We start from the raw sequence: 25,360 nt of genomic DNA, 5'->3' as shown, positions 1-25,360 counted from the left end.
TCCGACCTCGGTGTTGACGCCACTTCCCCGGCGCCAAGACCGGAGGTACTTCCCCGGAAGGCGAACCCGCGATCTGACCGGACGAAACTCCACCGCACTCCACCCGCCCCAGCAGGACGGCACGGCACGGCAATCACAACCTGCGGGGGCAGGGTCGCTCCCGCTGTTATCGAAGGGTCGAGATGAGCGGCGAAGAGCGCGGTGCGCGGGACCCGGAGGACCGGCACGTTGCCGGTGCCCCGACTCCCGAGCCGACGCCTGCCGACACCGACCAGGCCACCTCTGCTGCGCCGACACCCGCCCATGCCGACCAGGACACTTCTGCTGCGCCGACGCCTGCCGAGCGGCACGTTCCCGTGATGCTCGACCGTGTCGTCGCGTTGCTGGCGCCCGCGCTGCAGCATCCCGGTGCCGTCCTCGTCGACGCCACCCTCGGCCTCGGCGGCCACTCCGAAGCCTTCCTGCGCACCTGCCCGCAAGCCCGCTTGGTCGGGCTGGACCGCGACCCGGAAGCGCTGCGGCTGGCCGGCGAGCGGCTCGCGCCGTACGCCGAACGGATCACGCTCGTGCACGCCGTGTACGACGAACTGCCGCAGGTGCTGGCCGACCTCGACATCCCCGCGATCGACGGGATCCTGTTCGACCTCGGCGTCTCCTCGATGCAACTGGACGAGGCCGACCGCGGTTTCGCCTACGCCCAGGACGCACCGCTGGACATGCGGATGGACAGCACCGCGCCGACCACGGCCGCGGACATCCTGAACAGCTACTCCGCGGCCGACCTGGCCCGGATCCTATTCCAGTACGGCGAGGAGAAGTTCGCCCGCCGGATCGCGGACCGGATCGTCAAGGCCCGCGAGACCAAGCCGTTCACCAACAGCGCCCGGCTGTCCGAGCTGGTCCGCGACGCGATCCCGCAGGCGGCCCGGCGGACCGGGGGGCACCCGGCGAAGCGGACCTTCCAGGCGTTGCGGATCGAGGTCAACGGCGAACTCGACGTACTGCGGCGCGCGCTGCCGGCGGCCCTCGCGGCGTTGGCGTTGCACGGCCGGATCGTGGTGATGAGCTACCACTCGCTGGAGGACCGGATCGCCAAGCAGACGCTGGCGGCCGCGACCAAGACCGACGTGCCCGACGACCTGCCGGTGATTCCGGCCGGTCACGAGCCGTACCTGAAGTTGCTGACCCGGGGTGCCGAACGGCCGACCGAGGAGGAGCTCGCGGAGAACCCGCGATCGGCCTCTGTTCGCGTGCGGGCGGCCGAACGCGTCCGGGAGAAGGGGCTGGTGGCTTGATGAGTACTGTGTTCAGTCCGTCCAAGGCACGGGTCACACCGGCCCCGGCGACCAAGCAGGAGCCGAAGCTGCGGGTCGTCTACGGCGCGCCGTTCCGGCCGCCGCGGATGCCGTTCGTCATCTTCGTGGTGGCGTTGCTCGCAGCCGGCCTGGTGGGCCTGCTGTTGCTCAACACCGAGCTGCAGCGAGGCACCTTTCAGGTCACCGCCCTGAACCAGCAGGCCGACCAGCTCCGGGACCAGCAGGAGCAGCTGGAGCGCGAGGTGCGCACGCTGGAGTCGCCGCAGAACCTGGCCGACCGGGCGCTGCGGATGGGCATGGTGCCCAACCAGAACCCGGTGTTCCTGCGGCTGTCGGACGGCCGCGTCCTCGGCGTACCGGAGGAGGCCAAGGCGGGCACGGGAACGGCGATGTTCAGCCCCGACGCCCTGCCCAAGCCCAACCCGCCGGCGGTCACCCAGCCGGTGACGCCACCCGTCACCACCACCAAGCCACCAGCCGGCGCGACGAAGCCACCAGCCGGTACGACGAAGCCACCCGCGGGCACGACCAAGCCGCCAGTCGGCACCACCAAGCCACCGGCCGGTACTACGAAGCCGCCTGCGACCACTACGAAGCCGCCGGCCGGTACCACCAAGCCGCCGGGCACGACAGGGACCACCACGACCACCGGGGGATGATCGGATGACGGAGCGACGGGGTGATGAGCCGCCACGTAGACGTGGCGGTGAACCGGAGCGGGGTAACCCGCCCCGTAACGCTCCCCGCCGTCCGTCCGCTACGCAGGGCAAGCGCCCTGTCTCAGGTAGCAAGCCACGCGCTGGTGCCGGCGGGGCGCAGAGTCCACGCAAACCACCGGCTGCGACCGGCCGGCCAGCAGGCGATGCGCCGCGGAAGGCTGCCAAGAAGGCTGCGCCCAATCGGCCGAGGAAGACGGCCGCCGGCGATGCGCGGCCGGCTGCGCGGCGTACGGGGCCTGACGGGCGACCGCTGAAGGCCGCTGCCAGCAAGAAGGCCGCAAGTAAGAAGGCGGTCAGCAAGAACGCCGGCAGCAGGAGCACTGCGAGCAAGAGGGCCCCAGGCAAGAAGGCAGTGCCGCCGCGCAAGCGGCCGCCGCAAAGCAGGCGGCCATCGGCGCCGCGCAGGCCGAAGCCGAAGCGCCCGCCGCGGACGCTCAAGCTCGGCCGTCCCACGCTCCGGCTGCGGGTAACGCTCGGCGTGATGGCGTTCGTGCTGTCGCTGTTCGCCGGCCGGCTGATCCTGCTGCAGGGCGTCGACCCGGACTCGTACGCGCTCGCCGCGACGAAGGAGAACACCAAGCCCTTCGTCCTGCACGCATCGCGCGGCGACATCGTGGACCGCAACGGCGTACCGCTGTCGGTTTCGGACGACGCGGTGGCGATCACTGCCGACCCGTCCCAGACCAGCAAGGTCGCAGGCGACCTGGCGGCCATCCTGTCACCGAAGCTGTCCGGTACGTCGTACGACCAGTTGGTGCAGGCGATGACCAAGAAGGGCCGGTTCACCTACCTGGCCCACCAGGTCAGCCCGCAGACGTGGAGCCAGATCTCGGCCTCCATCAAGGCGCAGAACAAGGACCGGGCGAAGGTCAAGCAGCCGCTGCTGGCCGGCCTCTACACCGAGGCGGACCCGATCCGCAGCCACCCGAACGGCACCATCGCCGCGAACGTGGTCGGTGTGGTCGGCGCCGAAGGGCAGGGCCTGTCCGGCCTCGAGTACGGCCTGAACGACAAGCTGTCCGGCACCGACGGCAAGGCGATGTACGAGGTCGATGCCAAGGGCAACAAGATTCCGAACGCCGACCACACCGTCGAGGAGCCGAAGTCCGGCACCGGCGCGCAGCTCACCCTGGACGCCGACCTGGAGTGGTTCGCGGAGAAGCGGATCGAGCAGGCGGTCAAGCAGTACAAGGCCGAGTCCGGCACCGTGGTGACGATCGACCTGAAGACCAACGAGATCCTCACGATGGCCAACTACCCGACCTTCGACCCGAACAAGCCGGTCAAGGCCGCCGCGCTGAAGAACCCCGCGCTCGAGCAGGTCTACGAACCGGGCAGTGTGCAGAAGGTCGTCACGATGGCCGCGCTGGCCGACGCCGGGCTGATCTCGATGGACACCAAGCTCCAGGTGCCCGGGTCGTACACGGTCCAGCGCCGCACGATCAAGGACCACTTCGACCACGGCCTGCTGAACCTGACCATCTCCGGCGTGATCGCGAAGTCGTCGAACGTCGGCACGATCATGGCCGCCCAGCAGATGCCGATCCAGCAGTTCGTGCACTACCTGAAGAACTTCGGTTTCGGCGAGCCGACCGGGCTGAACTTCCCCGGCGAGAGCCGCGGCCTGATGCCGCCGGGTGACGAGTGGAGCGAGCTGACCCGGTCGAACGTCGCGTTCGGCCAAGGCCTGTCCGCCAACGCCGTCCAGATGACCGCCGCGGTCGCCGCGGTCGCCAACGGCGGCGTCTTCACCCCGCCGAAGCTGGTGAAGAACTACCTCGGCCCCAACGGCGAGGTGATCCCGAACCCGTCGGCACCGTCGCGCCGCGTGGTGAGCGAGAACGCCGCCAGGGAGGTCTCGCTGATGATGGAGTCGGTGGTCAGCAAGGGCGGCACTGCCACTCAGGCCCAGATCCCTGGCTACCGGGTCGCCGGCAAGACCGGTACGGCCCAGGAAGTGGACTCCGCCTGCAGTTGCTACCGCAAGTGGGCGACCTCTTTCGCCGGGTTCGCCCCGGCAGACAACCCGCGCTTCGTTACGTACGTCGTACTGCAGAACCCGACCAACGGGCGAGGCGGCGGTTTCCAGGGAGGCCCGGTGTTCCGCGACGTGATGAGCTACGCGCTGCAGAAGTACGCCGTACCGCCCACCGGTGCCAAGTCGCCCGTCACTCCGCTCACCTGGTGACGCAGGGTCAGGTAGGTGCGACAGGGTCCGGAGCGGTAGCCTCTGGGCCCGTGTCCACCCCAACTGCTGCAGGCGGCGCCGTTGCCGCGATCAGGCCGCGGCACACAGTCCCGATCAGCCTCGCCGACCTCGCCACAACCGCCGGGGCGCGCGTCCCCACGGCCGCTGCCGAGGTGACCGGTGTGTCGCTCGACTCCCGCTCGATTTTGCCTGGTGACCTGTACGCCGCTCTGCCGGGCGCGGTCACTCACGGGGCGGCTTTCGTCGAGGGAGCAAAGGCCGCCGGCGCGGTCGCAGTACTGACTGATCCGGCCGGGGAGGACCGTGCGCTCGCAGCTGGGCTGCCGACCCTGGTGGTCGAGAAGCCGCGCAACGTACTGGGCGCTGTCGCCGCCAAGATCTACGGCGAACCGACGAAGGGCCTCCGCTTGCTCGGGGTCACCGGTACCAACGGCAAGACGACGACCAGCTACCTGCTCGATTCCGTACTGCGAACCATCGGCCAGGCGGCCCTGATCGGCACGATCGAGACCCGGATCGGCTCGGGCGCCCAGGCGGAGGTCGTCAAGAGCGTCCGGACCACCCCGGAAGCCACCGACCTGCAGGCCTTGTTCGCGGTCATGCGGGACAAGCACGTCGCCTGGTGCGCGATGGAGGTGTCGAGCCACGCGCTCGCGATGGGCCGGGTCGACGGTGCGCGGTACGCCGTGGCCGGGTTCACCAACCTGACCCAGGACCACCTGGACTTCCACAAGACGTTCGAGGACTACTTCGCGGCGAAGGCATCGCTGTTCACGCCGGAGCGCTGCGATCTGGCGGTCGTCAACATCGACGACGAGTACGGCCGCCGGCTCGCCGCCCAGACCGTCGTACCGCTCGTGACTGTGTCGACCACGCGAGAGGCTGACTGGACGGTCGCCGCCAAGCACCAGTCGGAGCACGGCACGACCGTGCTGGACATCCAGGGACCGGGCGAGACGCTCTCGGTCGAGATCAGGCTGCCGGGCGACTTCAATGTGGCCAACGCGCTGCTGGCCGTGGCGATGCTGCGGCAGGTCGACGTACCGGCCGAGGCGATCGCAGCCGGGTTGCAGACGGCCGCGGTACCGGGCCGGATGGAGACGTTCACGCGGGCCGACGGGCTGGCGGTCATCGTCGACTACGCGCACACTCCTGATGCGGTCGCGCTGGCACTCCAGGCGGCCCGGGGTGCGACCAAGGGCCGGTTGTTCGCCGTGGTCGGCTGCGGTGGCGACCGCGATGCCGGTAAGCGACCCGCGATGGGCGCTGCCGCGGCGCGGACCGCGGACGTGGTGATCGTGACCGACGACAACCCGCGCAGCGAGGACCCGGCGACGATCCGGGCCGCGGCGGTCGAGGGCGCGCGGGCCGCCGTACCGGGTGTGGAACTGCGTGAGGTGGGGGACCGGCGCGAGGCGATCTCCACCGCCATCGGACTGGCCGGACCGGGGGACACCGTGGTGGTGCTCGGTAAGGGCCATGAGACAGGTCAGGACGTGGGCGGCGTGATCCACCCGTTCGACGACCGCGAGACCGTGCGCGAACTGCTCGCGGCGACCCAGGAGAAGGCACTGTGATCCCAGTCAGTTGCGGCCAGATCGCCGAAGCCGTCGGTGGTGAGCTCGTCGGCGTGGACGCCGAGGCTGTCGTCGACGGTCCCGTCGTGATCGACTCGCGCAAGATCGAGCCGGGCGGCCTGTTCGTCGCCTTCGCCGGCGAGAAGGTGGACGGGCACGACTACGTCGCCGCGGTCACCGAGGCCGGCGCGGTCGCCTCACTCACGACCCGCAAGATCGAGGGCAGCCCCTGCATCGTCGTCGAGGACGCGCAGTCCGCGCTGGGTGAGCTCGCCCGGCTGGTGATCTCGAAACTTCCCGAGCTGGTGATCGTCGGCCTGACCGGCTCCCAGGGCAAGACGAGCACGAAGGACCTGATCGCCCAGCTGCTGGCGCCGTATGGCGAGACGGTGGCGCCGGCCGGTTCGCACAACAACGAGCTGGGGCATCCGCTGACCGCGCTGCAGGCGAACGAGCGGACCCGGTTCCTGGTCGCCGAGATGGGTGCCCGGCACATCGGCGACATCACCTACCTGTGCCGGATCACCCCGCCGAAGATCGGCCTGGTGCTGAACGTCGGCCATTCGCACATCGGCGAGTTCGGCAGCCAGGACGCGATCGCGCAGGGCAAGGGCGAGCTGATCGAGGCCGTCCTGCCGGGCGGTACGGCGGTGCTCAACGCCGACGACCAGCGGGTCGCCGCGATGGCCGGCCGGACCAAGGAGACTGTCGTCACTTTCGGCGAAGGGCCTGAGGCGGATGTCCGGGCGACGGACATCGCGCTCGACGCGGGCGGCCGGCCCGGGTTCACGCTGCACCTCGGCGGCGAGACGCACGCAGTACAGCTGCAGGTCGTCGGTGAGCACCAGGTGCCGAACGCGCTGGCCGCGGCGGCCGCCGTGCAGGCTGCTGGGCTGACGCCGGAGCAGATCGCTGCCGGGCTGAACGCGGCGACCACGATGTCGAAGTGGCGGATGGAGGTCACCGAGCGCGCGGACGGCGTGACCGTGATCAACGACGCCTACAACGCCAACCCGGAGTCGATGCGGGCCGCGCTCAAGGCGCTGGTCGCGATCGGCCGCGCCCGTGGCGCGCGGACCTGGGCGGTGCTCGGGCCGATGGGTGAGCTCGGCGACGACTCGCAGCGCGAGCACGACGGGATCGGCCGGCTGGTGGTCCGGCTGGACGTGAACCGGCTGGTCGTGGTCGGCGAGGCGGCCCGCCCGATCCACCTCGGGGCGTCCCTGGAAGGATCCTGGGGCAACGAGTCGGCGTACGCCGAAACCTCGGACGAGGCACTGGAGTTGCTTCGCAAGGAATTGCGGCAGGGAGATGTGGTGTTGGTGAAGGCCTCCCGTTTCGTCGGCCTGGACCGGCTGGCGACCGCGCTGCTCGAGGAGGCTTCGCAGTGATCTCGATCCTGTTCGCGGGCGGTGTGTCGATGGCGCTCACGCTGCTCGGCACGCGGCTGGCGATCAACCTGCTGGCCAAGCGAGGCTACGGGCAGGAGATCCGCGACGACGGGCCCACCTCGCACCACACCAAGCGCGGTACGCCGACGATGGGCGGCACCGTCTTCATCACCGCGACCGTCGTCGGGTACTTCGCGGCGAAGTTGTTCACGATGACCGAGCCGAGCGCGTCGGCCCTGCTGGTGCTGTTCATGTTCGTCGGGATGGGCGCGGTCGGCTTCCTGGACGACTTCATCAAGATCGTCCGGCAGCGCAGCCTCGGCCTGCGCAGCAAGGCGAAACTGGCCGGCCAGACCCTGGTCGCGGTCGCCTTCGCCGTACTCGCCCTGCAGTTCCCGGACGGCCGCGGGCAACGGCCGGCGTCGCCGTTCATCTCGTTCATCCGCGACATCAACTGGCTGCATCTGGCACCTGTGCTGGTGGTGATCTGGATCCTGCTGCTGATCGCCGGGATGTCGAACGGAGTGAACCTGGCCGACGGTCTGGACGGCCTGGCGACCGGCGCCTCGATGATGGTGTTCGGTGCGTACACGCTGATCTGCATCTGGCAGTTCAACCAGAGTTGTGCGACCACGCCCGGCTCGCGGTGTTACGAAGTACGGGATCCGCACGACCTCGCCGTCGTGGCCGCGGCACTGACCGGCGCGCTGTTCGGGTTCCTGTGGTGGAACGCGTCGCCGGCCAAGATCTTCATGGGCGACACGGGTTCGCTGTCGCTGGGTGGCGCGGTCGCCGGCCTGGCGGTGATGACCCGGACCGAGCTCCTGGTGCTGCTGCTCGGCGGCCTGTTCGTCATCATCACCGCCTCGGTGATCCTGCAGGTCTCCTGGTTCAAGGTCACCAAACGCACGACCGGCGTGGGCAAGCGGCTGTTCCGGATGGCACCGCTGCAGCACCACTTCGAGATGCTCGGCTGGGAACAGGTCAACGTGGTGATCCGGTTCTGGATCATCTCCGGTCTGTGCGTCGCCACCGGGCTCGGTTTGTTCTACGCGGAATGGGTGGCCGGATGAGTCTGTCGACACGCACCGACGAAGGCTGGTCGACGACCCGTTTCGTCGTTCTGGGCTTCGGTACCGCGGGCTACGCCTGCGCCGACTCGCTGCTGCAGGCCGGCGCCGAGCACGTCGTCGTACTGGACGACCGGGACACCGAAGCGCTGCGCGAGAAGGCGCAGATCCTCGAAACGCTGGGCGCGACCATCACCCTTGGCCCGGGCAGTACGGCGGAGCTTCCGGCCGACGTGGAGATCGTCGTCACCTCGCCCGGCATCCCTCCGCACGCGCCACTGCTGGCGGCCGCCGCTGAACGGAACATCCCGATCTGGAGCGAGATCGAGCTGGCCTGGCGGCTGCGCGATCCGGCGAACGCGGCACCCTGGCTCTGTGTCACCGGCACGAACGGCAAGACGACGACGGTCCAGATGCTGACCGCGATCCTGACCGCGGCCGGCCACCGGGCCGTTGCCGCGGGCAACGTCGGTCTCCCGCTGCTGGAAGCCGTGATGGACCCCGAACCGTTCGACGTGATCGCGGTCGAGCTGTCCAGCTACCAGTTGCACTTCACCTCCTCGATGTCGCCGCACTCGGCCGCCGTCCTGAACCTCGCGCCCGACCACGTCGACTGGCACGGCTCGATGGAGGCCTACACCGCCGCCAAGGGCCGCATCTACGAGAACTGCCAGATCGCCTGCGTCTACAACGTGGCCGACCCGGTGACCGAGCAACTCGTGATGGACGCGGACGTGATCGAGGGCTGCCGCGCGATCGGCTTCACCCTCGGTACGCCGGCGATCTCGATGGTCGGCCTGGTCGAGGACCTGATCGTCGACCGTGCGTTCGTCGAGCAGCGCGCGTCGTCGGCCCTCGAGCTGGCGGCCGTCGCCGACGTCGTCCCACCCGCTCCGCACAACGTGGCGAACGCGCTGGCCGCGGCCGCGCTGGCGCGCGCGTTCGGCGTACCGGCGACGGCGGTACGGGACGGGTTGCGGAAGTTCCGGCCGGACGCGCACCGGATCGCCCACGTCGGAGAAGTTGCCGGGGTCAACTATGTCGACGATTCCAAGGCGACGAATCCCCATGCGGCACAGGCTTCGCTGCTCGCCTACGAGCACGTGGTCTGGATCGCCGGCGGTCAGGCGAAGGGCGCGACCTTCGACGAATTGGTGATCGCCGCCGCGCCGAGACTGCGCGGGGTCGTGCTGCTCGGCCAGGACAAGGCGGTGATCGCCGAAGCACTTGCCCGACACGCGCCGGATGTCCCGACGATCACCGTGGAGGCGACGGAGACTGGAGCCATGGAGACCGTGGTGGGGGAGGCTGCGAAGCTTGCACAGGTGGGTGACACCGTGCTGCTCGCGCCTGGCTGCGCTTCTTGGGACATGTTCGCCAACTATGGAGCCCGCGGAGACGCCTTCGCCGAAGCCGTACTGCGGCTGGGCGACCGCTGAGCCGCGGTGATCGCATGACGACGATCACTGACCGGCCGGACGACAAAGCTGCGCGCCCCGCGACCGACCGGCGCTGGGTTTCGGCCCTGAAGGACGTGCTGGACCGGCCGCTGACGTCGTACCACATCCTGCTCGGTGCGACCGGCTTGTTGCTGGTGCTCGGGCTGCTGATGGTCGCGTCGGCGTCGAGCGTGATGTCGCTGAACACCTACGGAAACCCCTACACGATCACCTACCGCCAGTTGATCTGGGTCGCGGTAGGCCTGCCGATGGCGTACGTCGCGTCGCGGATGACACCGCGGCACTTCCGGATGCTCGCGTACGTCGCGTTGCTGGGCTCGGTGTTCCTCCTCGTGCTCACCTATGTGCCGGGCCTGGGCAAGAACGTCAACGGCAACACGAACTGGATCTCCTTCGGCGGTCCGTTGCAGATCCAGCCGAGCGAGTTCGCCAAGCTGGCACTGGTGATGTGGTGCGCGGATCTCTACGCCCGCAAGCAGAAGCTGCTCACCCAGTGGAAGCACCTGCTGGTCCCGATGGTGCCGGTCTGCGGTCTGGTGATCGCGTTGATCATCGGCCAGCACGACCTCGGCACGTCGCTGGTCCTGATGGCCGTGATGGTCGGGATGATCTGGGTGGTCGGCGCACCGACCAGGCTGTTCGTCGGGATGCTGGCCGTGGTCGGCACGATCGGCGGGTTCTTCGTCAGCCAGGAGAGCTACCGGATGGCCCGGGTCGCGCAGTTCATGGATCCGTTCGCGGACCCCAGCGGCGTCGGCTGGCAGGCGTACCACGCGTTCTACGCGCTCTCCACCGGTGGCTGGTGGGGGGTCGGGATCGGCAACAGCCGGCAGAAGTGGGGCAACCTGCCCGAGGCGCACACCGACTTCATCTTCGCGGTGATCGGCGAGGAGCTCGGGCTGATCGGTTCACTGACCGTGCTCGCGCTGTTCCTCACGCTGGCCTACGCCGGCGTCCGGATTGCGACCAGGACCACCGAGCCGTTCATCCGCTACGCCGCGGCCGGAATCACGGTGTGGATCATGGCCCAGACGCTGGTCAACCTGGGCGCCGTGATCGGACTGCTACCCATCGTGGGTATCCCGCTCCCGCTTTTGTCGTACGGTGGGTCCGCACTGCTGCCGACGCTGATCGCGATCGGCATGCTGCTGTCCTTCGCGAAGGCCGAGCCCGGCGCGCAGGCCGCCCTGAAGGAATCCCGGCGGCCTTTGTTCTGGTGGGTGTCTTCGTGGCGTACACCTGGCCACCCTGGCCGTGAGAACACGCGGGAGCGTTGAAAGCTGTGCCGAGCATCGTCCTGGCCGGTGGTGGTACCGCCGGCCATACTTCCCCCCTGATCGCTACCGCCGACGCCCTGCGCCGGATCGACCCGACCGTCGAGATCCTCGCCCTCGGAACCGAGCGGGGGATCGAGGTCCGGGTCATCCCCGAAGCCGGCTACCGGCTCGAGCTCATCCCGCCGGTCCCGTTGCCGCGCAAGCCGACGCCCGCGCTGTTCGCCGTACCGGGCAAGATGCTCAGCTCGGTCAGCGCCGCCCGCAAGATCCTCGACGAGGCCAAGGCCGACGTACTGGTCGGCTTCGGCGGCTACGTGTCGACGCCGGCGTACGTCGCGGCCTGGCGCCGCAAGACGCCGATCGTGGTGCACGAAGGCAACGCGATGCCGGGGATCGCGAACAAGTTCGCGGCTCGCTACTGCACCGAGACCGTGGCGACCTCGTTCCCCGGCACGGACCTGCCGCACGCCAACTACGTCGGGCTGCCGATCCGCCGGGCGATCTCGACGATGGACCGGGCCGCGCTGCGGGCCGAGGCACGCGAGTTCTTCGGGCTGGACCCGGACGCGCCGACCGTGTTCGTCACCGGTGGTTCGACGGGTGCACAGCGGCTCAACGAAGGCTTCGGCGGCGCCGCGGTAGATCTGCAGGCGGCCGGGGTACAGGTGCTGCATGCGATCGGGTCGAAGAACACCCTGGAGATCTCGCAGACCGGCCCGTACCCGTACCGCGTGCTCAACTACATCGACCGGATGGAGCTCGCCTACGCCGCGGCCGACCTGGTCGTCTGCCGCGCGGGTGCGAACACGGTCACCGAGGTCTCGGGTGTCGGGCTGCCCGCCATCTACGTTCCGCTGCCGATCGGCAACGGTGAGCAGCGGGTGAACGCCAAGGCGGTCGTGGACGCCGGTGGCGCGCTGCTGGTCGACAACGCGGAGGTGACGCCGGACTGGGTTCGCGCGACCGTTCCGCAACTTGTCCACGACAAGGCGCGTCTACAGAGCATGTCCGCTGCTGCCCAGGGCCTGATCCGTCTCGACGCCGACGACCGGTTGGCGAAGATCATCCTCGATGTGGTGGGGTCTGCTTCGTGATCGTTACCGCTCCTGACACGATCTTCCCCGCCGAGAAGCTGGGCCGGGTGCACTTCGTGGGTATCGGCGGCGCCGGGATGTCCGGTATCGCCCGCATCATGGCCTCCCGGGGCATCGAGGTGTCCGGCTCGGACGCCAAGGACGGCCGGGTGCTGGCCGCACTGCGCGCGCTCGGAGCGACCTGCTGGGTCGGCCACGCCGCCGAGCACGTCGCCGACGCGGACACCGTCGTGGTCTCCACCGCGATCCGCGAGACCAACCCCGAGGTCGTCGCGGCCCAGGCCGCCGGGATCCCGATCCTGCCGCGAGCGGCGGCGCTCGCCGCGGTGATGGTCGGCCGGCGCACGATCGCCGTGGCCGGAACCCATGGCAAGACCACCACGACGTCGATGCTCACGGTCGCACTGCAGCACTGCGGCGTCGACCCGTCGTACGCGATCGGCGGCAACCTGAACGAGTCCGGTTCGAACGCGCACGACGGTAACGGTCAGCTGTTCGTCGCCGAGGCCGACGAGTCCGACAAGTCGTTCCTGACCTACAGCCCCGAGGTGTCCATCGTCACCTCGGTCGAGCCGGACCACCTGGACAACTACGGCGACGAGGCCAGCTACCGGCTGGCGTTCGAGCAGTTCTGCGACCGGGTGCTGCCCGGCGGTTTCATGGTGATCTGCGTGGACGACCAGGGCGCCCGGACGCTGGCCGAGTTCGCCCGCGCCCGCGGCATCGACGTACGGACGTACGGCGAATCGGAGGACGCGGACACCCGGGTCACCGAGCTCACCGCGGACGGCGCGACCCAGTCGTTCGTGCCGGTGTTCCGCGGCCGCAAGTTGCCCGTGGTGCACCTGCAGCAGGCCGGCAAGCACAACGCGCTGAACGCGACGGCGGCGCTGACGGTCGGCCTGGGACTCGGCTTCTCGGCCGCGGACCTGGCCGAAGGGCTCGCGTCCTTCACCGGGACCGGCCGCCGGTTCGAGTTCAAGGGCCAGGAGGACGGCGTCCGGGTCTTCGACTCCTACGCGCACCACCCGACCGAGCTGACGGTGGACCTGATCGCCGCCCGGCAGGTGGCGGGGGAGGGTCGCGTGATCGCGTGCTTCCAGCCGCACCTGTTCAGCCGGACCAGGATCTTCGCGACCGAGTTCTCCGAGGCGCTGGCGCTGGCCGACGAGGTCGTCGTGATGGACATCTTCGCGGCCCGCGAGGATCCCGAGCCCGGCGTCACCGGCGCGCTGATCGCGAACCACGTGCCGCTGAAGCCCGACCAGGTCCGGTTCGAGCCGTCCTGGTCGGCCGTACCGCGGGTGGTCGCCGACCTCGCCGTACCGGGTGACCTGGTGGTCACGCTCGGCGCCGGCGACGTGACGCTGATCGGGCCCGAAGTGGTCGGGCTGCTGGCCGAGCGGGCGGCGCTGAACGCCGCGACGATCGAGTGATCGCGGTGGTGTCGGTCCGATGAGTCAAAGCACTGACCTTGCCCGGGCACAACAGCGCTTCGCTCGCCGGCAGCGGTTGGTGCGGTGGAAGGGCTGGCTGCCCTGGGCCGTCGGCGGCCTGGTCGTCCTGCTGGCCGGGGTGACGGTCTGGATCTTCTACTTCTCGTCGCTGCTGGCCGTCACCGGCGTCCGGGTGACCGGGATCGATACGGTGCCGGAGGCAACGATCGTCGAGGCGGCCGGCGCGCCGATCGGTACGCCGCTGGCGAAGGTCGACCTGACCGCGATCGCGGATCGGGTCCGTACCGTCCCGGCGGTCGCCGACGCGCAGGTGACCAGGGCTTGGCCCCACCGGGTGGAGATCGTGGTCACCGAGCGGGTGCCGGTGGTGGTCGTGACGGACGGGAAGAAGTTCGAGCTGGTCGACGCGACCGGGGTGTCCTTCAAGAGCGTGCCGACCCGGCCGGACGGACTGCCGGAAGCGCTGGTGGTCGGTGCCCGCCGCGACGTCACGATCCGTTCGGTGGTGACGGTTTCGGCCGCGCTGCCGGTCGCGTTGCGGGCGCAGGTGGCGTCGATCTCGGCGGCCTCGCCGGACTCGATCACGCTCAACCTCGGGTCCGGGGTGAAGGTGGTCTGGGGCAGTTCCGATGACTCCGCGCGCAAGGCCGAAGTACTGAGCGTGCTGATGAAGCGGCAGGCGAGGACCTACGACGTGTCGGCGCCCGATCTTCCTGTCACCAAAGGCGAAAAGAAGTGACGCGTCACATCCTGGTACGCGGCGGCGAGGCGCGTGGACTTTGCCGGATAGGCTCCGTAGCGTCTGGCGTAATCTAAAGTTGACATAACTCTAACCATCTACTTGAGGGTTAAAACCCTCGATCCACTGGGGTTCCCGAGCTCGGGGACCGGTGGAGACCGGTGCACAGGGTGTGTCCGGGGAGCAGGCGCAGCTCGGACGGCCAACCGGCCATAACGGGAACAGAACGAGGCGAGAGGCGCGGACGTGGCGGCACCGCAGAACTACCTGGCACTCATCAAGGTCGTCGGCATCGGCGGAGGCGGCGTCAATGCCGTGAACCGGATGATCGAGCACGGTCTGAAGGGCGTTGAGTTCATCGCCATCAACACCGACGCGCAGGCGCTGTTGATGAGTGACGCGGACGTCAAGCTCGACATCGGCCGCGAGGAGACCCGCGGTCTGGGCGCCGGGGCGAACCCGGCGATCGGGCAGAAGGCCGCCGAGGACCACGCGGAGGAGATCGAGGAGGCGCTGAAGGGCGCCGACATGGTCTTCGTCACCGCGGGCGAGGGCGGCGGTACCGGCACCGGCGGCGCGCCGGTGGTGGCCCGGATCGCCCGGTCGCTCGGCGCACTGACCATCGGTGTGGTGACCCGGCCGTTCTCCTTCGAGGGCAAGCGGCGCGCGACCCAGGCGGAGGACGGCATCGCCACCCTCCGTGAAGAGGTCGACACCCTGATAGTGATTCCGAATGACCGCCTCCTGACCATCTCCGACCGCGCCGTGTCGGTGCTGGACGCCTTCAAGCAGGCCGACCAGGTGCTGCTGCAGGGTGTCTCCGGCATCACCGACCTGATCACCACCCCCGGCCTGATCAACGTGGACTTCGCCGACGTGAAGGCGGTGATGTCCAACGCCGGGTCGGCGCTGATGGGCATCGGCTCGTCCCGCGGCGAGGACCGCGCGGTCGCGGCGGCCGAGGCGGCCATCTCGTCTCCGTTGCTGGAGGCAAGCATCGAGGGCGCGCACGGCGTACTGCTGTCGATCGCGGGCGGCTCGGACCTCGGCCTGTTCGAGATCAACGAGGCGGCCCAGCTGGTCTCGGAGTCCGCGCACACCGACGCGAACATCATCTTCGGCGCGGTCATCGACGACGCGCTCGGCGACGAGGTGCGGGTCACCGTGATCGCGGCCGGCTTCGACGGCGGGATGCCGAAGCGCCGCGAGCAGGCGATGAACCAGGCCCGGCCGCAGAACCGGCTGCCCGCCGCGGGCGGCGACGTCGCCACCCAGGGCGTGCCCCGGTCCAGTGCCGAGCAGGCCGCGGCCCAGGCTGCCCAGCAGCAGGCGCAGCAGCAGCCGGCGCAGAGTGCCCCGCAGCAGACCGGCCAGCAGAGCCAAGCGCCGTATAGCGCGCCGATGTCCACCCCGGCGGGCCAGCCGGGCGCCGGCCAGCCAGGTGTTGGTCAGTCGGGCGTCGGTCAGCCCGGTGCCGGCCAGGCGGATGGTGGTCAGGGCGCGCAGCAGGGTGGTCTGCAGCGCGGGCAGTCGGGTGCGACGCAGATCCCGGCCGGGACGCCGACGGACGACACCGTGCCGGTGCCGAACACCGACCAGGGGCGGCCGGGGTCCGGCACGACCCACTCCGCCCGTCCGCAGGCAGGCGAGCCGGTGCGTACGGCGCACCAGCCGTCCACCAACCAGCCGCCCGCACCCGCGACCCCGGCGCCGACGCAGCACTCCTGGCCGACCACCGGCCCGAGCACCTCGCCGGCCACGCACCAGCCGCCGCAGCGGCAGCCCCGCAAGCCGGACAACGACGAGGACGATCTAGACATCCCGGACTTCTTGAAGTAGATCACCAGGGAACGGGAGCCTTCGGGCTCCCGTTTCTCATTGGCTCCTTCTCATTGCCGCGGCCGGTAGACGGTGACCAGTACGCCGTACCGCGCCTCGCCGGGGCCCGCGTCCTCGAGGGAGTCGACCAGGCCGTCGAGCTTCTCCATCAGTTCGCTCGCCTGGCGTTCGGTGAGCCGGATGTTGCGGAGGTTCAGCAGCGGCTCGCCGGTCGCACCCTCCAGCTCGGCAGCCACGGCCTGCAACGCGACGCCGGTGTTCGCCCGCCGGCCTTCGCCGGTGAAGTCGAAGATTTTGGCGCTGCGCCGGTAGTACTGCTCGGTGCCGCCCCGGACCTGCCGTGTCCCCGCCAGCTGCACCATGCCCGCGTCCCGCAGTACGCCGAGGTGGTGGGCGATGTTGCCCTTGCGGGTGTCCAGCGCGGTCGCCAGCTGGCTGATCGTCGCCGCCTCCTGACCGAGCGCGAACAGCAGCCGATGCCGCAGCGGGTGCCCGAGCGCCTTGAACTGCTCGGCCGACGAGATCTCCAGCCGGTCGGCAGGTTCCGAACCCTGATCGGTCATGGATCAAGCGTCAAGAGTTCTTGACGCTTTGTCAAGATCGGTGATTCACTCTGCGGCATGCGTGCAGACGAAATCAGGCAGGTGACCGAGCGCCTCGCGGTGCTGGTCGCGAAGTACTACGTGTTTCCCGGCACCGGGGCGGAGATCGCCGAGCGACTGCGGGCCGCCACCGCCGACGGCCGGTACGACGAGTTGTCCGACCCCGCGTCGCTGGCCGCCCGGGTGACGGCCGACCTGCAGGTGGGCAACGGTGACAAACACCTGCGGCTCAAGTACCACCTGGACGAGGTGGTCGACGAGACCGACCCGGTCGCGGAGGAGGCTGCCTGGGCGGCCCGGGCCGAGTTGGCCGGCGGGGGAATGGCCCGGGTGGAGCGGCTGCCGGGCAACGTCGGCCTGCTGGAGATCCGGCCGCTGCTGTTCGATCCAACTCACGCCGGCGCCCAGGTGAGCGCGGCCATGTCGTTGCTCTCGGCAACTGATGCGCTGCTGATCGATCTGCGCCGGTGCCTCGGCGGATCGCCGGACATGGTGGCCTTCCTGTGCAGCCACCTGTTCGACGGCGAGCCGGTGCACCTGAACGATCTGGTCAGTCCGGCCGACGACACCCGGCGGCAGTTCTGGACGACGCCGTACCTGCCCGGTCCGCGGTTCGGCGGCAGCAAGCCGATCTGGGTGCTGACCAGTTCGGCCTCGTTCTCCGGCGCGGAGGAGCTGGCCTACGACCTGCAACAGCTCGGCCGGGCGACCGTGATCGGTGAGCGCACCGGGGGAGGAGCTCACCCGCGGGACGGTTTCAAGGTCCATCCGCACCTGGAGGCGACGGTGCCGGTGAAGCGCGCGGAGAATCCGGTGTCGCACACCAACTGGGAAGGCGTGGGGGTGCTGCCCGACGTCGAGGTCCCGGCGGCCGACGCCTTCGCGGAGGCTTATCGGCGGGCACTGGAGCACGTCGCGGCGCTGCCGGCCGGACTGGAGCGCCGGAGTGTGACCGACGAGGCGCGCGCGGAACTCGGTTCGCTGGTGATTGCTGGATAGCCTTCAGGGGTGTTCGGCTACGACGAGGTCTTCGATGGTGTCCGATTCGCCTTCACCGATCGGTTCGGAGGGGCCAGCCGGCCGCCGTACGGCGAGCTGAACCTCGGCAGCCCGTCCGGCGAGGGCGAGGAGCCGATCGCGGAGAACTACCGGCGGATCGCGGCCGAGTTCGGGGTCGGTCCGGACGGCGTCGTGCGAGTCAGTCAGGTGCACGGGCGGGACGTTCACGTGGTCGGGCCGGATGACGAGGTGCCGGTCCGGCCGATGCCGCAAGCGGATGCACTCGTGACCACTCGGACCGATGTGGCCCTGTGCGTCCGGGCCGCGGACTGCTTGCCGGTGCTGCTGGCCGATCAGGGCCACCGCGTCGTCGGTGCCGCTCATTGCGGACGCCGCGGGATGTACGCCGGCGTCGTACCGGCCACCGTGGCGGCCATGCGAGAACTCGGCGCAGGCCGGATCACCGCAGTACTGGGGCCGTATGCGTGCGGCAAGTGCTACGAGGTGCCGGCGGAGATGCGCGCCGAGGTCGCCGAGCGAGTGCCTGCGTCGTACGCCGAGACGAGCTGGGGGACACCGTCGATCGACGTGGCCGCCGGCGTTGTCGCGCAGTTGGCCGACCTCGACTGTGAGGTGATCGACGCGACGAGCTGCACGATCGAGTCGGCCGACCTGTACTCGTACCGGCGCGAAGGCGCGGTCAGCGGCCGGATGGCCGGACTGGTCAGGTTGCAGCCGTGAGCCGCGAGGACGAACTCCGGGAGAATCTCCGAAACGTCCGTGAACGGATCCAGGCGGCCTGTCAGGCGGCCGGGAGGCCCGAGGGGTCGGTGACCCTTGTGGCGATCACCAAAACCTTCCCAGTCAGCGATGTGCGGGCTCTCGCGGACCTGGGCGTCACCGAGGTGGGGGAGAACCGCGAGCAGGAGCTGAAGGTGAAGGCTCCGGAATGCCCCGACCTGGTCTGGCACTTCGTCGGCCAGCTCCAGTCGAACAAGGCGCGCTCGGTCGCCCGGCACGCCCAGGTGGTCCACTCGGTCGACCGGCTTTCACTGGTCACCGCGTTGTCCAAGGCGGCCGTGGACGAAGGCCGCGTACTGCGATGCCTGCTGCAGGTGAGCCTGGCGGCGTACGGACCGGCCGATGCGGCCACGGGTGTGAATCGCGGCGGAGTCGAGCCGGCCGACGTACCGGCACTCGCCGCGGAGGTCGCGGCGGCCGACTGGCTCGAGCTCGGTGGGGTGATGGCGGTTGCCCCGCTGGGGGCGGACCCCGACGAGGCGTTCGCGGGGCTGGCGGATGTAGCCTCCCGATTACGCTCCGAACATCCGGGCGCCGACTGGATCTCGGCCGGGATGACCGGCGATCTGGAAGCCGCGATCAGGCACGGAGCGACACACGTTCGGCTCGGGCGCGCATTACTCGGAACGCGTACTCCTCTGGGCTAGTGTCGACATCGATACTCGACAGAAGGGCTGGAGGGCCATGAGCGGCGCGTTGCGCAAGATGGGTGTGTACCTCGGCTTGGTCGAGGACGGCGAGCGCTACAACGCCCGCTACGACGACGAGTACGACGACGGCTACGACGAGTACGAGGACGAGGCCGTCGACGGGGAGTCCCACGAGACCGAGCCGGTCCCGGCGGTCCGCGAGTCCGCTCGTGACGAGCAGGTCGGCACGGTCAGCAAGTTCCCAGATCGGCGTGGAGTCGCATCTTCCCCGGAGGTTACCGAGTTGGCCCGCATCACCACCGTGCACCCGCGCAGCTACAACGAGGCGCGCGTGATCGGTGAGCACTTCCGCGACGGCACGCCCGTCATCATGAACCTGACCGAGATGGACCACGCCGACGCCAAGCGGCTGGTGGACTTCGCGGCCGGCCTGATCTTCTGCTGCCGGGGCTCGATCGAGCGGATCACCACCAAGGTGTTCCTGGTCTGCCCGCCGAACGTGACGGTGGCCGCGGAGGAGAAGGAAAAGATCGCCGCGGACGGGTTCTACAACCAGAGCTGACGGCCGGTTGGCCCCGGTCTTCTACACTCTTCCTGACATGGTTGCTCTCGGGTTCGTCCTCAGTGTTCTCAGCTGGGTGTTGCTCGCCTTCTTCTTGATGCTGGTGGCGCGCTTCGTCCTCAGTCTGATCGTCATGTTCGCGCCACAGTGGCACCCGAAAGGGCCGTTGCTGCTGCTGTTCGAACTGATCTACTCCGTCACCGATCCGTTCCTGCGCCCGTTGCGGCGGATCCTGCCCCCGATCGGCGCGGGCGGCATCCGGATCGACCTGTCGATGCTGATGCTGTTCGTGCTCGTCTCGGTGGCGATGTCGATCAATTCGACCGCGATCAACTCGCTGTGAACCGAAGAGTGAGCAGGATGGGAGTGGGTATGAAGGCCCCGACACAGGTGCGTCGGGGAGCGTTATCGACCGCCCGGATTCCGCCGGAACACAACGAAGCGATAACGTGATCTACTGAGTCGCCGAGGTGCAGACCACGGGGACTCCGCCAAGACACAGACAAACGAGGTGAAAGATGCCGCTGACGCCGGATGACGTCCGCTCGAAGCAGTTCACGCCCGTCCGATTGCGGGAGGGCTACGACGTCACAGAGGTCGACTCCTTCCTCGACGAGGTGGAGGCCGAGCTCGAGCGACTTCTCGCCGAGAACGAGGAGCTGCGGGCCAAGCTGGCCGCCGCTCAGCGGGCCGGATCGGGGCAGGAGCGCCCGGTGGTCGACCAGACCGCCGCGCTGCCGCCCGTGGTCCAGCAGCCCAAGCCTGCTCCCGTCGTTGTGGAGAAGCCGGAGGAGAAGCCACCGCCGGTCGTAGCTGCTCCGGTAGCCGCCGCGGGGGCTGCTGCTGCAGCTGGAACCGTCGGCGACGCCTCCAGCTCCGCCGTGCGGCTGCTGGAGATGGCCACCAAGCACTCCGACGACCTGGTCCAGGAGGCGAAGGACACCGCCGACAAGATCATCGGCGAGGCCCGCGCCAAGGCCGAGCGACTGGAGAACGAGGCTCGTGGCAAGGCCGACCGGATGACCGGCGAGGCCCGTGCCCGCGCCGAGAAGCTGGACGGCGAGATCGCCGAGCGCCGCGCCCAGATGCTGGGCACGCTGGAGAAGCAGAAGGGTCAGCTCGAGCGCACCATCGACGACCTGCACGCTTACGAGCGCGAGTACCGCAGCCGGCTGAAGACGTACTTCACCGAGCAGCTGAAGGCACTCGGCAACGGCGATGACACGCTGAGCCCGCGCAACGGCTTCCGCCCGGAGGCCCGCGCCCAGGCTCACGGCCACGGCGTCTAAAAACACCTGACACAGAGGCGGTGCTAATCCGGCAGCACCGCCTCTTCGTCATGTCTGGACACTTTTGACACACGGTCCCGTCCCGGTGACACGCTGTCAGGGCCAGGCAGCCGGCTCCTTCTTGCCGGTCAGGGTGTCGACATCGAACATCCGCAGCCGGTACGGCGTGAGCCGCAGCAGCGAGGGCGTTTCCCCGGCCGGACCCGTGGGGAACACACTCCAGAAGTCGTACCCGAGCGGCGCCGGGGCATCCCGGAACAACTCCCAGGCGCGCTGCCGGGTCGCCACGTCCTCGATCCACGCCGCGTGGCAGTCCGCCACCGCGACTTGATGCCCGGGCTCCCAGTAACTGCAGCTCACATACGGGCTGTACGCGAGATGCCGCGCCTTCACCGGCGACGCCCGCGTCACGATCCAGCCGACCAGCCCAGCCGCGGCACCGGTGCCGGTCGCATCGCGAGGGAACGGTTCGCTGTCGGTCAGTTCCCAGATCGGGTGCAGGATGCGACTTCTCGGCCGGTGATCGGCTCCGACCGTCGCGACCGTGCACCAGACGATCTCATGGGCTCTGTCCCTGAACTCCTCTTGCACAACCATGGTTGTAGGTTAGCTGATGCACAACCCTGGTTGTATAGTCTTCGGCGTGACGGACTTCGATCCCGCGCAGGCGGATCTCTCGCTCGCCTCGTTGTTCGCCGGCTGGGCGCTCGCCGATGAACTGCAGCGCAGGCTGGCGGCGGACGGTTTCGCGGACGCCCGGTTCGCCGACGGAGTGGTCTTCCAGCACCTGATCGGCGGACCGCTGACGATCGGTGCGCTGGCGGAGCGACTGGGCGTGACCCAGCAAGCAGCCTCGAAGTCGGTGGCCGACCTGGAGAAGCGTGGCTACCTGAGTCGCGCAGCCGATCCTGCCGACGCCCGAGCGCGGCTCGTAGTACTGACTGCTCGGGGTGAGGCGGTGATCGCGGCGGCCCGGCGGCTGCGAGGTGAGGTGGACGCCGAGCTACGGGAGGCGTTGGGTGCCGACCGCATCGAGGCCGCTCGGACCCTGCTGGTCGACACCCTCCACCATCTGGGTGTCACTCCCACACTTCGTGAACGCCGGGTCTCCCCGCCCCGTTAGACCTTGGCCAGCCAGTAGGTGAGGCCGAGGTCCTCGTCGGTGCCGGTGGCCAGGTCGGTGGTTGCCGAAGGCGCCGACTGGGTCAGCTCGGTGGCGAGCACCTCGCGGGCGATCAGGTCGGCATGCTTGCCCAGGGCATCGGCCAGTTCGGCATCGGTCGCGGCGAGCCAGACGCTGATCCGGTCCGAGACCTCCAGGCCGGCGTTCTTCCGGGCCTCCTGCAGCATCCGGACCACCTCGCGGGCGAGACCGGCCTGCTTGAGTTCCGGCGTCACCTCCAGGTCGAGCGCGACGGTCTCACCCTGCTCGTTCACCACCGACCAGCCCTCGCGCGGACGCTCCGACAGCAGTACCTCGGCCGCGGCGACCTCGACGTTCTCGCCGTCGACCACCACCGTCGCAGTACCGGAGGCCTTGATCGAGGCGGCCAGGGCGGCGGCGTCGGCCGCTGCGATGGCGCCCGCGACCACCGGGGTCTGCTTGGCGAACCGCTTGCCGAGCTCGCGGAAGTTGCCCTTCGCGGAGTACTCGACCAGGTCCGCGCCCGCGGACGACAGCGGCTCGACGGCGCCGACATTCAGCTCTTCGGCGATCTCGGCGAGCAACTCGTCGTCCAGGTCCGCGATCGCGGCCGAGCCGACCAGCGCGCGGCTGAGCGGCTGCCGGGTCCGGACCTTCGCCTCGGCCCGGGCCGACCGGCCCAGCTCGACGACCCGGCGGGCCATCGACACGTGGGTCGCGAGCGCGTCGTCGATCAGCGCTTCGTCGTACTGCGGGAAGGCGCTCAGGTGCACCGACTCGGGCAGGCCGGGCGTGACCGGGCGGAACACGTCCTGCCAGACCCGCTCGGTGACGAACGGGGTGAGCGGTGCCATCAGCCGGGTGAGCACCTCGAGCGTCTCGTGCAGCGTGGCCAGCGCGCCGGCGTCGCCCGCCCAGAACCGGCGGCGCGAACGCCGTACGTACCAGTTGGAGAGCACGTCGATGAACTGGCTGATCTGGACGCCGAGCTTCTGCGTGTCGTACGTCGCGTAGGCGACGTCGGTCTCCCGGACCAGCCGGTGCGTCTCGCTGACCAGCCAGCGGTCCAGCACCGAGCGCTCGGCGACCGGCGGCGCGTCGGCCGTCGGCGACCAGTCGGCCAGCCGGGCGTAGAGCGCGTGGAAGGCGACCGTGTTCCAGTACGTCAGCAGCACCTTGCGGACGATCTCGTTCAGCACGTTCGGGCCGATGCCGCGGGCCTTCCACGGCGAGCCCGAGCAGGCCATGAACCAGCGGACCGCGTCCGCGCTGTGGTTGTTCATCAGCGGGATCGGCTCGAGGATGTTGCCCAGGTGCTTGGACATCTTCCGGCCGTCCTCGGCCATGATGTGGCCCAGGCAGACGACGTCCTTGTACGACGACTGGTCGAACACCAGCGTGCCGATCGCCATCAGCGTGTAGAACCAGCCGCGGGTCTGGTCGATCGCCTCGGAGATGAAGTCGGCCGGGTAGGCCTGGTCGAACTTCTCCTTCGAGCCCTCGGCCCAGGGGTAACCCCACTGCGCGAACGGCATCGAGCCCGAGTCGTACCACGCGTCGATCACCTCGGCGACCCGGCGCGACTCCTCGCCACAGGTCGGGCAGGCGAAGGTGATGTCGTCGACGAACGGCCGGTGCGGATCGGTCGCGGACAGATCGCGGCCGGCGAGCTCGCCGAGCTCGGCCAGCGAGCCGACACAGACCTGGTGATCCTCGGCGCAGCGCCAGATGGGCAGCGGCGTACCCCAGTAGCGGGAGCGGGAGACGGCCCAGTCGATGTTGTTGCGCAGCCAGTCGCCGTACCGGCCCCACTTCACCGAGTCGGGGAACCAGTTGGTCTTCTCGTTCTCGCGGAGGAGGGCGTCCTTGACCTGCGTCGTACGGATGTACCAGGACGGCAGGGCGTAGTACATGACCGGGGTGTGGCAGCGCCAGCAGTGCGGATACGGGTGCTCGTACGGGACGTGCTTGAAGAGGACGCCGCGCTCCTGGAGGTCCTTGACCAGGTCGGAGTCGGCCTTCTTGAAGAACTGGCCGCCCACCAGCGGTACGTCGGCGCCGAAGCGGCCGTCGGACTCGACCGGGTTCACCACCGGAAGGTTGTAGGCCTTGGCGACCAGGAGGTCGTCGGCGCCGAAGGCGGGGGACTGGTGGACCAGACCGGTGCCGTCCTCGGTGGTGACGTACTCCGCCAGGGCGACGTAGTGGGCCGGCTCGGGGAACTCGACCAGCTCGAACGGACGCTGGTACGTCCAGCGCTCCATCTCGCGGCCGCTGAACTGCTCGGTGACCGTCCACCCCTCACCGAGCGCGGACAGCAACGGCTCGGCGACCACCAGCGACTCGCTGCCGTCGGTGGCGACGACGTAGGTGACGTCCGGGTGCACGGCGACGGCAGTGTTGGAGACCAGGGTCCACGGGGTCGTCGTCCAGACGAGCAGGGACGCCTTGCCGGCGAGCGGTCCCGACGTGAGTGGGAAGCGGACGTAGACCGACGGGTCGACGACCGTCTCGTAGCCCTGGGCGAGCTCGTGGTCGGACAGGCCGGTGCCACAACGCGGGCAGTACGGCGTGATGCGGTAGTCCTCGACCAGGAGGCCCTTGTCGTGGATCTGCTTCAGCGACCACCAGACGGACTGGACGTACTCGGGGTCCATCGTCTTGTACGGGTGCTCCAGATCGACCCAGTAGCCCATCCGGTTGGTCAGCTCGTTGAAGGCGTCGACGTTCCGCAGTACGGACTCGCGGCACTTCGCGTTGAACTCGGCGATGCCGTACGCCTCGATGTCCTTCTTGCCGTTGAACCCGAGTTCCTTCTCGACCGCGACCTCGACCGGCAGACCGTGGCAGTCCCAGCCGGCCTTGCGCTCGACCGAGAAGCCCTTCATCGTCCGGTAGCGCGGGAACACGTCCTTGAAGACGCGCGCCTCGATGTGGTGGGTGCCGGGCATGCCGTTCGCCGTCGGCGGGCCCTCGTAGAAGGTCCAGGGCAGCCCGTCGGCCGTCTGCGCGAGGCTCTTGGCGAAGGTGTCGTGGGTGTCCCAGTGCTCGAGCACGTCACGCTCGATCGCGGGCAGGTCGACCTGAGCCGGGACCTGCTGCCAACCGGTGCTGGGGTGTTCGGCCATCTCTTCGTCCTTCGTCTTCACGAACCTGGTGTCTCGG

Annotated in this window: 21 protein-coding genes and 1 pseudogene; 19 read left to right on the top strand and 3 right to left on the bottom strand. The window is 69.3% G+C overall.

Features of this window, described 5'->3' with window-relative positions:
• The first annotated feature begins 182 nt into the window (after nucleotides 1–182).
• The 12 genes and pseudogenes from rsmH to ftsZ all read left to right on the top strand — a co-directional run.
• Nucleotides 183–1,295: a 16S rRNA (cytosine(1402)-N(4))-methyltransferase RsmH gene (rsmH, locus tag EV138_RS02370; protein WP_133976819.1), complete on the top strand. Its 1,113-nt coding sequence runs from the start codon at nucleotides 183–185 to the stop codon at nucleotides 1,293–1,295.
• A complete protein-coding gene (ftsL, locus tag EV138_RS37150; protein WP_166678451.1) occupies nucleotides 1,295–1,975 on the top strand; it encodes a cell division protein FtsL in 681 nt (226 codons plus the stop codon). Before rsmH ends, ftsL begins: the two co-directional genes overlap by 1 nt.
• A 541-nt stretch (nucleotides 1,976–2,516) precedes the next feature.
• Nucleotides 2,517–4,223: a peptidoglycan D,D-transpeptidase FtsI family protein gene (locus EV138_RS02360; RefSeq protein WP_238157912.1), complete on the top strand. Its 1,707-nt coding sequence runs from the start codon at nucleotides 2,517–2,519 to the stop codon at nucleotides 4,221–4,223.
• A 50-nt stretch (nucleotides 4,224–4,273) separates the two neighbouring features.
• On the top strand, nucleotides 4,274–5,821 hold the full coding sequence (locus tag EV138_RS02355; RefSeq protein WP_133976816.1) for a UDP-N-acetylmuramoyl-L-alanyl-D-glutamate--2,6-diaminopimelate ligase: 1,548 nt from the start codon (nucleotides 4,274–4,276) through the stop codon (nucleotides 5,819–5,821).
• On the top strand, nucleotides 5,818–7,212 hold the full coding sequence (locus EV138_RS02350) for a UDP-N-acetylmuramoyl-tripeptide--D-alanyl-D-alanine ligase (RefSeq protein ID WP_133976815.1): 1,395 nt from the start codon (nucleotides 5,818–5,820) through the stop codon (nucleotides 7,210–7,212). Before EV138_RS02355 ends, EV138_RS02350 begins: the two co-directional genes overlap by 4 nt.
• The gene (mraY, locus tag EV138_RS02345; protein WP_112240465.1) at nucleotides 7,209–8,285 is read left to right on the top strand and encodes a phospho-N-acetylmuramoyl-pentapeptide-transferase; all 1,077 of its coding nucleotides are present in this window, start codon (nucleotides 7,209–7,211) and stop codon (nucleotides 8,283–8,285) included. Before EV138_RS02350 ends, mraY begins: the two co-directional genes overlap by 4 nt.
• Nucleotides 8,282–9,721, top strand: coding sequence for a UDP-N-acetylmuramoyl-L-alanine--D-glutamate ligase (gene murD / locus EV138_RS02340; protein ID WP_133976814.1), 1,440 nt, complete (start codon nucleotides 8,282–8,284; stop codon nucleotides 9,719–9,721). The genes mraY and murD overlap by 4 nt, the downstream gene beginning before the upstream one ends.
• Before the next feature lie 14 nt (nucleotides 9,722–9,735).
• Nucleotides 9,736–11,019, top strand: a complete 1,284-nt coding sequence (ftsW, locus tag EV138_RS02335) for a putative lipid II flippase FtsW (protein WP_133976813.1) — start codon at nucleotides 9,736–9,738, stop codon at nucleotides 11,017–11,019.
• 5 nt (nucleotides 11,020–11,024) lie between these two features.
• Entirely contained in the window at nucleotides 11,025–12,113 is a 1,089-nt protein-coding gene (gene murG, locus EV138_RS02330; RefSeq protein WP_133976812.1) for an undecaprenyldiphospho-muramoylpentapeptide beta-N-acetylglucosaminyltransferase, read from the top strand.
• Complete coding sequence (gene murC, locus EV138_RS02325) at nucleotides 12,110–13,549, top strand: UDP-N-acetylmuramate--L-alanine ligase (RefSeq protein WP_133976811.1); 1,440 nt, start codon at nucleotides 12,110–12,112, stop codon at nucleotides 13,547–13,549. Before murG ends, murC begins: the two co-directional genes overlap by 4 nt.
• Nucleotides 13,550–13,568: 19 nt before the next feature.
• On the top strand, nucleotides 13,569–14,309 hold the full coding sequence (locus tag EV138_RS02320) for a cell division protein FtsQ/DivIB (RefSeq protein ID WP_133976810.1): 741 nt from the start codon (nucleotides 13,569–13,571) through the stop codon (nucleotides 14,307–14,309).
• 246 nt (nucleotides 14,310–14,555) lie between these two features.
• Nucleotides 14,556–15,551, top strand: a pseudogene (gene ftsZ, locus EV138_RS02315) (cell division protein FtsZ); the annotation flags it as partial.
• A gap of 647 nt (nucleotides 15,552–16,198) precedes the next feature.
• Here the strand turns inward: ftsZ and EV138_RS02310 are convergent.
• A complete protein-coding gene (locus EV138_RS02310) occupies nucleotides 16,199–16,711 on the bottom strand; it encodes an ArsR/SmtB family transcription factor (protein WP_133976808.1) in 513 nt (170 codons plus the stop codon).
• Nucleotides 16,712–16,768: 57 nt separating this feature from the next.
• Here EV138_RS02310 and EV138_RS02305 point away from each other — a divergent pair, with 57 nt between their 5' ends.
• The 6 genes from EV138_RS02305 (at nucleotide 16,769) to EV138_RS02280 (ending at nucleotide 21,051) form a co-directional block, all read left to right on the top strand.
• On the top strand, nucleotides 16,769–17,749 hold the full coding sequence (locus EV138_RS02305) for a S41 family peptidase (RefSeq protein WP_133976807.1): 981 nt from the start codon (nucleotides 16,769–16,771) through the stop codon (nucleotides 17,747–17,749).
• Between the two features lie 9 nt (nucleotides 17,750–17,758).
• Nucleotides 17,759–18,490: a purine nucleoside phosphorylase YfiH/LACC1 family protein gene (locus tag EV138_RS02300; RefSeq protein ID WP_133976806.1), complete on the top strand. Its 732-nt coding sequence runs from the start codon at nucleotides 17,759–17,761 to the stop codon at nucleotides 18,488–18,490.
• Nucleotides 18,487–19,197: a YggS family pyridoxal phosphate-dependent enzyme gene (locus EV138_RS02295; protein WP_133976805.1), complete on the top strand. Its 711-nt coding sequence runs from the start codon at nucleotides 18,487–18,489 to the stop codon at nucleotides 19,195–19,197. The genes EV138_RS02300 and EV138_RS02295 overlap by 4 nt, the downstream gene beginning before the upstream one ends.
• Nucleotides 19,198–19,234: 37 nt before the next feature.
• A complete protein-coding gene (locus EV138_RS02290; protein ID WP_112240485.1) occupies nucleotides 19,235–19,762 on the top strand; it encodes a cell division protein SepF in 528 nt (175 codons plus the stop codon).
• 37 nt (nucleotides 19,763–19,799) lie between these two features.
• Nucleotides 19,800–20,105, top strand: a complete 306-nt coding sequence (locus EV138_RS02285) for a YggT family protein (protein WP_112240487.1) — start codon at nucleotides 19,800–19,802, stop codon at nucleotides 20,103–20,105.
• Between the two features lie 175 nt (nucleotides 20,106–20,280).
• On the top strand, nucleotides 20,281–21,051 hold the full coding sequence (locus EV138_RS02280) for a DivIVA domain-containing protein (protein ID WP_112240489.1): 771 nt from the start codon (nucleotides 20,281–20,283) through the stop codon (nucleotides 21,049–21,051).
• 96 nt (nucleotides 21,052–21,147) lie between these two features.
• On the opposite strand, the gene EV138_RS02275 is transcribed toward EV138_RS02280, so the two are convergent.
• Nucleotides 21,148–21,648 (bottom strand): pyridoxamine 5'-phosphate oxidase family protein, encoded by a 501-nt coding sequence (locus EV138_RS02275; protein ID WP_133976804.1) that lies wholly within the window; start codon nucleotides 21,646–21,648, stop codon nucleotides 21,148–21,150.
• Between the two features lie 46 nt (nucleotides 21,649–21,694).
• Here EV138_RS02275 and EV138_RS02270 point away from each other — a divergent pair, with 46 nt between their 5' ends.
• Nucleotides 21,695–22,174, top strand: coding sequence for a MarR family winged helix-turn-helix transcriptional regulator (locus EV138_RS02270; protein WP_133976803.1), 480 nt, complete (start codon nucleotides 21,695–21,697; stop codon nucleotides 22,172–22,174).
• On the opposite strand, the gene ileS is transcribed toward EV138_RS02270, so the two are convergent.
• On the bottom strand, nucleotides 22,171–25,323 hold the full coding sequence (gene ileS, locus EV138_RS02265) for an isoleucine--tRNA ligase (RefSeq protein ID WP_133981669.1): 3,153 nt from the start codon (nucleotides 25,321–25,323) through the stop codon (nucleotides 22,171–22,173). The two genes, EV138_RS02270 and ileS, sit on opposite strands and share 4 nt — an antisense overlap.
• Between the last annotated feature and the right edge of the window lie 37 nt (nucleotides 25,324–25,360).

Origin of the sequence: Kribbella voronezhensis (genome assembly GCF_004365175.1) — a bacterium.
In the GTDB taxonomy this organism is placed as follows: Bacteria; Actinomycetota; Actinomycetes; order Propionibacteriales; family Kribbellaceae; genus Kribbella; species Kribbella voronezhensis.
The sequence above is the reverse complement of the archived record's forward strand: the minus strand, read 5'-3'. Positions and strand labels throughout refer to the sequence as shown.

Bases quoted from the DNA above. Each gene is read 5' to 3' on its own strand.
- rsmH (WP_133976819.1), top strand. From the start codon at position 183: ATGAGCGGCGAAGAGCGCGGTGCGCGGGACCCGGAGGACCGGCACGTT.
- ftsL (WP_166678451.1), top strand. From the start codon at position 1,295: ATGAGTACTGTGTTCAGTCCGTCCAAGGCACGGGTCACACCGGCCCCG.
- EV138_RS02360 (WP_238157912.1), top strand. From the start codon at position 2,517: ATGGCGTTCGTGCTGTCGCTGTTCGCCGGCCGGCTGATCCTGCTGCAG.
- murD (WP_133976814.1), top strand. From the start codon at position 8,282: ATGAGTCTGTCGACACGCACCGACGAAGGCTGGTCGACGACCCGTTTC.
- ftsW (WP_133976813.1), top strand. From the start codon at position 9,736: ATGACGACGATCACTGACCGGCCGGACGACAAAGCTGCGCGCCCCGCG.
- EV138_RS02320 (WP_133976810.1), top strand. From the start codon at position 13,569: ATGAGTCAAAGCACTGACCTTGCCCGGGCACAACAGCGCTTCGCTCGC.
- EV138_RS02310 (WP_133976808.1), bottom strand. From the start codon at position 16,711: ATGACCGATCAGGGTTCGGAACCTGCCGACCGGCTGGAGATCTCGTCG.
- EV138_RS02305 (WP_133976807.1), top strand. From the start codon at position 16,769: ATGCGTGCAGACGAAATCAGGCAGGTGACCGAGCGCCTCGCGGTGCTG.
- EV138_RS02290 (WP_112240485.1), top strand. From the start codon at position 19,235: ATGAGCGGCGCGTTGCGCAAGATGGGTGTGTACCTCGGCTTGGTCGAG.
- EV138_RS02285 (WP_112240487.1), top strand. From the start codon at position 19,800: ATGGTTGCTCTCGGGTTCGTCCTCAGTGTTCTCAGCTGGGTGTTGCTC.
- EV138_RS02280 (WP_112240489.1), top strand. From the start codon at position 20,281: ATGCCGCTGACGCCGGATGACGTCCGCTCGAAGCAGTTCACGCCCGTC.
- EV138_RS02275 (WP_133976804.1), bottom strand. From the start codon at position 21,648: ATGGTTGTGCAAGAGGAGTTCAGGGACAGAGCCCATGAGATCGTCTGG.
- ileS (WP_133981669.1), bottom strand. From the start codon at position 25,323: ATGGCCGAACACCCCAGCACCGGTTGGCAGCAGGTCCCGGCTCAGGTC.